Source organism: Lascolabacillus sp., assembly GCF_028696275.1.
GTDB lineage: Bacteria > Bacteroidota > Bacteroidia > Bacteroidales > Dysgonomonadaceae > Proteiniphilum > Proteiniphilum massiliensis.
In genome coordinates this window covers 1-4,582 of the sequence record NZ_JAQVHI010000062.1, presented here as the reverse complement: position 1 = coordinate 4,582, position 4,582 = coordinate 1, and the positions used below count along the sequence as shown (strand labels likewise).

Sequence of the window (4,582 nt, the reverse complement as noted above, 5' to 3'; positions counted from 1 at the left end):
CGAACAGAGAAGTTAAGCCCAATAGCGCCGATGGTACTGCAGATTTTGTGGGAGAGTAGGTAGCCGCCGTTCTTTATAAATGTCCCGGTTGGATGAATTTCCAATCGGGATTTTTTTGTATAGATACGAAAAAAATACAGGAAGAAATATATAAATTTTCCTCCTGTAAGAATTATGACTAATAAGATAAGGTTGAAAAGATTAGTTTATGGGTTCTAGATACTGAGAATAACAGTATCCTTCTTCACCGTCATTATCACGTACCAGCCACCATTGATCATTAGTTTTGCTTATTAACGTAATAATATCTCCTTTTTCTGCTTTACCTACTATGGGTTGATCGGTTCCAGGACCTTGACGAATATTTAGCCTGCTTTCTCTGGTTACCACCTTTACTTTGTCGCCTGCGCTAATTTTACTTTTTACATTTAGTATTACATCATTATTTTTAAATTGTGGATCTATATGTTGATAAATTTCCCACAACTTGTTTTTGATACTTGCAGTTGCTACTTCACCCTCGATCCTTAAAACCTTACCAGTATCGTTAACAGATAAGTTATTATTAAGTGCAACGTCGACTAGTTCTTTGTATTTTTCAGTTAATGTCATATCATTATTAATTTATGGTTGCATTATTAATAATTTGTTGTGGATTCAAAGCATTAAGTTTTTCCATCAATACTGGAAGTTCCGATTGTTTGATTTCACCATTTATAGTAATTATACCATCCTGAACGGTAGCAGAAATTTTAGGATGATCTTTAAGCGCATCAGCTAGAGATGCATTAATAGCACTATCAAGTGCTGAGAAATCAGGTGCTGGTGGTATAACAACTATCTGGTTGATAACAGATACAACATTTTCTACTCCCGAAACAGCGCTTTCAGCGTATGCTCTTGTGGCCTCGTCTTGAACGGTTCCGGTAAGAGTAGCCACTTTATTTTGAACGGTTACCATTACTCCTGTTAAATCAGGATTTGCATTCAATGCTTCTTGAGCAGCTTGTTGGATGTCTGCATCATTAACATTGTTACATGATACTGCACCTAATCCTAGTGTGAGTATCAGAGTTAGAATTGATAATGAACGTAATAATTTCATAATTTCCAGTTTTTAGTTAATCATATTATTTGTTTTAATACGATATATATAAAACACTTACGCTTTTAAAAAAGTTTATAGAAATTATTACTATTACAACCGTTTCAGAATATTTTAGTGTATTTATGGCAATAAGGAGTACCTCCTTTATTTTCATAATACTCTTGATGATAATTTTCAGCTGACCAGAATGTTGAAGCAGGTTTAAGCATTGTAGCTACCCTATAACCCTTAGATGTGAGCAGGTTTATATATCTTTCTGCAATTGCTTTTTCTATAGAATTAGAATAGAATATACAAGAAAGATATTGTGGTCCGATATCTGGACCTTGTCCATTTGTTTGAGTGAAATCATGTGTTTCGAAAAACAATTTAATCATTTCTTCATAATTAGTTACCCTGGGGTCATAAACTACTTCAGTTGTTTCAAGATGTCCAGTATTTTTCTGACAAACCTGTTCATATGTTGGATTATCTACATGACCACCCATAAAACCAACGGTAGTTTCCTTAACTCCAGGTGCTTTCATAAAGAAATATTCAGTACCCCAAAAACAACCTGATGCAAAATAAGCAGTTACATCATTTTCTTCTCCTTCTGGAATAAATTTCATAGAGATAGAATTAACGCAGTGGCGAGTTTGTTTCGGAGTAAATCCTTCACCAAGAAAAACATGTCCCAGATGTGCACCACATGTATTACAAATAATTTCAGTGCGGCGTCCATCAGCATCTCTAACTCTTTTAACTGCTCCTTCAATCTCGTCATCAAAAGATGGCCATCCACAATGACCATCGAATTTATCTTCGGATCTATATAGTGGGGTATCGCATCTTTTACAAACATAGATACCTTTTTCGTTGTTATTTAGCAACTCTCCTGTAAATGGAACTTCAGTACCTTTGTAAATTATCACTCTTTCTTCTTCTGGAGTTAGTTTATTGAATTTCATAGTTGTTGCGTGATTTATTTGAACCATTTGTTTATCTTGCTTATTGTTTTGAGCACACATATTGAATAATACTATGCTTAAAATTATTATTGTAATATATATTTTTTTCATGCTCCTTAAATGTTATTAGTTTGTTGGATATTCTTGCATATCACAAATACTTAATAAAAGAAAACAGCTTTCTTTCTCTTAAATAATCCAGGTTTATATCATTGATATATGCCTCTTTTTCAAAGCTTATTTTCTTATAGGCCATAAGTCTGTCTTTATAAATAATTAATTTATACAACCATTCTAAAATGTACCAGATGTAAAACCCAACGATAAAAAGTTCAAACATCTGTCGCGTATGAATATATTCATGATTAATTGCGCGCTTATCTAAAGGGAAATATTGCCTTCGCGCAAATACAATTCCGAATAAATTAATAGCTTTAAATCTATTAAAAGGCAGATAATTTGAATATATAATTTTCATTAAGTCTTACTCTTTCAATTGCTTTCTTTAAAGTCAAAGGTAGAAACAATCTATAAATTTAGTACCTTTGCATACTTAAAAATCGATAAATAAATTATAATCAAAATGAATAAGGATTTTTCTTCTGATCTACCATACAAGGTTGCAGATATATCATTAGCAGAATTTGGACGTAAAGAGATAGAAATTGCAGAGCATGAAATGCCCGGCTTGATGGCTATTCGAAAGAAGTATACATCTGAAAAACCATTGAAAGGAGCTCGTATAATGGGATCACTTCATATGACTATACAGACTGCGGTTCTTATTGAAACTTTAGTTGAACTAGGAGCCGATGTACGCTGGGCTAGCTGTAATATTTTTTCTACACAAGACCATGCAGCCGCAGCTATTGCAGCAGCAGGTGTACCGGTTTTTGCTTGGAAAGGAGAAACTCTTGAAGAGTATTGGTGGTGTACGGAAATGGCTCTTAGATTTCCAGATGGTAAAGGACCAAATTTAATTGTTGATGATGGTGGTGATGCTTCTCTGCTAGTACATTTAGGTTATCAGGCCGAGAATGATTCTTCAGTTATTGAAAGAAAGGGAAGTAATCGTGAGGAGCAGATTATTCTTGATACTTTGAAGCGAATTTTGAGTGAAGATAATCTAAGATGGCATCGGACAATTGCAGAAATGAAAGGTATTTCTGAAGAAACTACAACTGGAGTACACAGACTTTATCAGATGATGGAAAAGGGTGAATTACTAGTTCCAGCAATTAATGTTAATGACTCTGTTACTAAATCAAAGTTTGATAATCTTTATGGTTGCCGTGAATCTCTTGCAGATGGTATCAAAAGAGCAACAGATGTGATGATAGCAGGAAAAGTTGTGGTGGTCCTTGGCTATGGTGATGTTGGTAAAGGTTGTGCACATTCTATGCGCTCTTATGGCGCAAGGGTTATTGTGACCGAAATAGATCCTATTTGCGCCCTTCAGGCAGCTATGGAAGGGTTTGAGGTTACAACAATGGAAGAAGCCGTTAAAGAGGGTAATATCTTCGTCACAACGACAGGTAATTGTGATGTTATCACAATAGAACATATGAAGCAGATGAAAGATCAGGCTATAGTATGTAATATTGGACACTTTGATAACGAGATTCAAGTTGATGCTTTAGTAAACTATCCAGGTATAGAACATATAAATATTAAACCTCAGGTTGACAAATATACTTTTCCCGAAGGAAATTCCCTGTTTCTACTTGCAGAAGGTAGATTAGTTAATCTTGGTTGTGCTACAGGTCACCCATCTTTTGTAATGAGTAATTCATTTTCAAATCAGACTTTAGCTCAAATTGAGCTTTGGAAAAATAACTATGAAGTTGGAGTATATCGTCTTCCAAAGCATCTGGATGAAGAAGTTGCCAGACTCCATCTGGAACAAATAGGGGTTAAATTAACTGTCTTAACAGAGAAACAGGCTAATTATATAGGTGTATCCGTTGATGGTCCATATAAGCCGGAACACTACAGGTATTGATACTCTTTTTTTAAAACTTATATTTAGTTTTATCTATTAGTAACAGTGTATGAATGTAAAAAATAAATTGTTTATATCTTTCTAATAATTAGACTACTAAATATTTTAAGTTAAAAAAAGAGCAATTTAAACGCGAAAAGGGTTGCAAATTAAAAATAAAGCTTTTATCTTTGCACTCGCTTTTGAAAGAAAGCATCAGGGCGATTCGCTAGCTCAGCAGGTAGAGCACATCCCTTTTAAGGATGGGGTCCTGGGTTCGAGCCCCAGGCGGATCACTGACAAGGGGCTGTTCCAAAAGGACAGCTCCTTTTTTAATTTTTTATGCTGCTATTTTCTGATTGTTGTTATTAATTGATGAGAAACTTTTAGAGTTGATCTCTATTTTTATAAAAAATAGAATAATATCTCCTTTTTGCCCATATTTCTCCAAAAAACAGAGTATTTCTTTATCGGCTAATCCCTTCAAGTGTAGTTTTCCGAGGTTAAACGCGATAGCGAAGATTGCAAAGTCCATCAAAACCT

General features: G+C 34.4%; 5 protein-coding genes, 1 tRNA gene and 1 rRNA gene. 3 read left to right on the top strand and 4 right to left on the bottom strand.

Annotation, left to right across the window (positions count from 1 at the left end; translation table 11 throughout):
- A 5S ribosomal RNA gene (gene rrf, locus PHO43_RS09830) occupies positions 1–72 on the top strand; the annotation flags it as partial.
- A 129-nt stretch (positions 73–201) separates the two neighbouring features.
- Here rrf and PHO43_RS09730 read toward each other — a convergent pair.
- From PHO43_RS09730 to PHO43_RS09720, 3 genes are all read right to left on the bottom strand, one after another.
- On the bottom strand, positions 202–612 hold the full coding sequence (locus tag PHO43_RS09730; protein ID WP_053826371.1) for an SH3 domain-containing protein: 411 nt from the start codon (positions 610–612) through the stop codon (positions 202–204).
- Between the two features lie 7 nt (positions 613–619).
- Positions 620–1,105 (bottom strand): BON domain-containing protein, encoded by a 486-nt coding sequence (locus PHO43_RS09725; RefSeq protein ID WP_053826370.1) that lies wholly within the window; start codon positions 1,103–1,105, stop codon positions 620–622.
- 104 nt (positions 1,106–1,209) lie between these two features.
- Positions 1,210–2,058, bottom strand: coding sequence for a bifunctional methionine sulfoxide reductase B/A protein (locus tag PHO43_RS09720; RefSeq protein ID WP_053826410.1), 849 nt, complete (start codon positions 2,056–2,058; stop codon positions 1,210–1,212).
- A 583-nt stretch (positions 2,059–2,641) separates the two neighbouring features.
- On the opposite strand from PHO43_RS09720, the gene ahcY reads away from it, so the two are divergent.
- Together ahcY and PHO43_RS09705 are read left to right on the top strand one after the other, a co-directional pair.
- Complete coding sequence (gene ahcY, locus PHO43_RS09710; RefSeq protein WP_053826368.1) at positions 2,642–4,060, top strand: adenosylhomocysteinase; 1,419 nt, start codon at positions 2,642–2,644, stop codon at positions 4,058–4,060.
- Positions 4,061–4,262: 202 nt separating this feature from the next.
- Positions 4,263–4,335: transfer RNA gene (locus PHO43_RS09705), tRNA-Lys, on the top strand.
- 44 nt (positions 4,336–4,379) lie between these two features.
- Here PHO43_RS09705 and PHO43_RS09700 read toward each other — a convergent pair.
- The coding region (locus PHO43_RS09700) for a hypothetical protein (RefSeq protein WP_288012121.1) at positions 4,380–4,582 on the bottom strand (203 nt) is incomplete at its 5' end.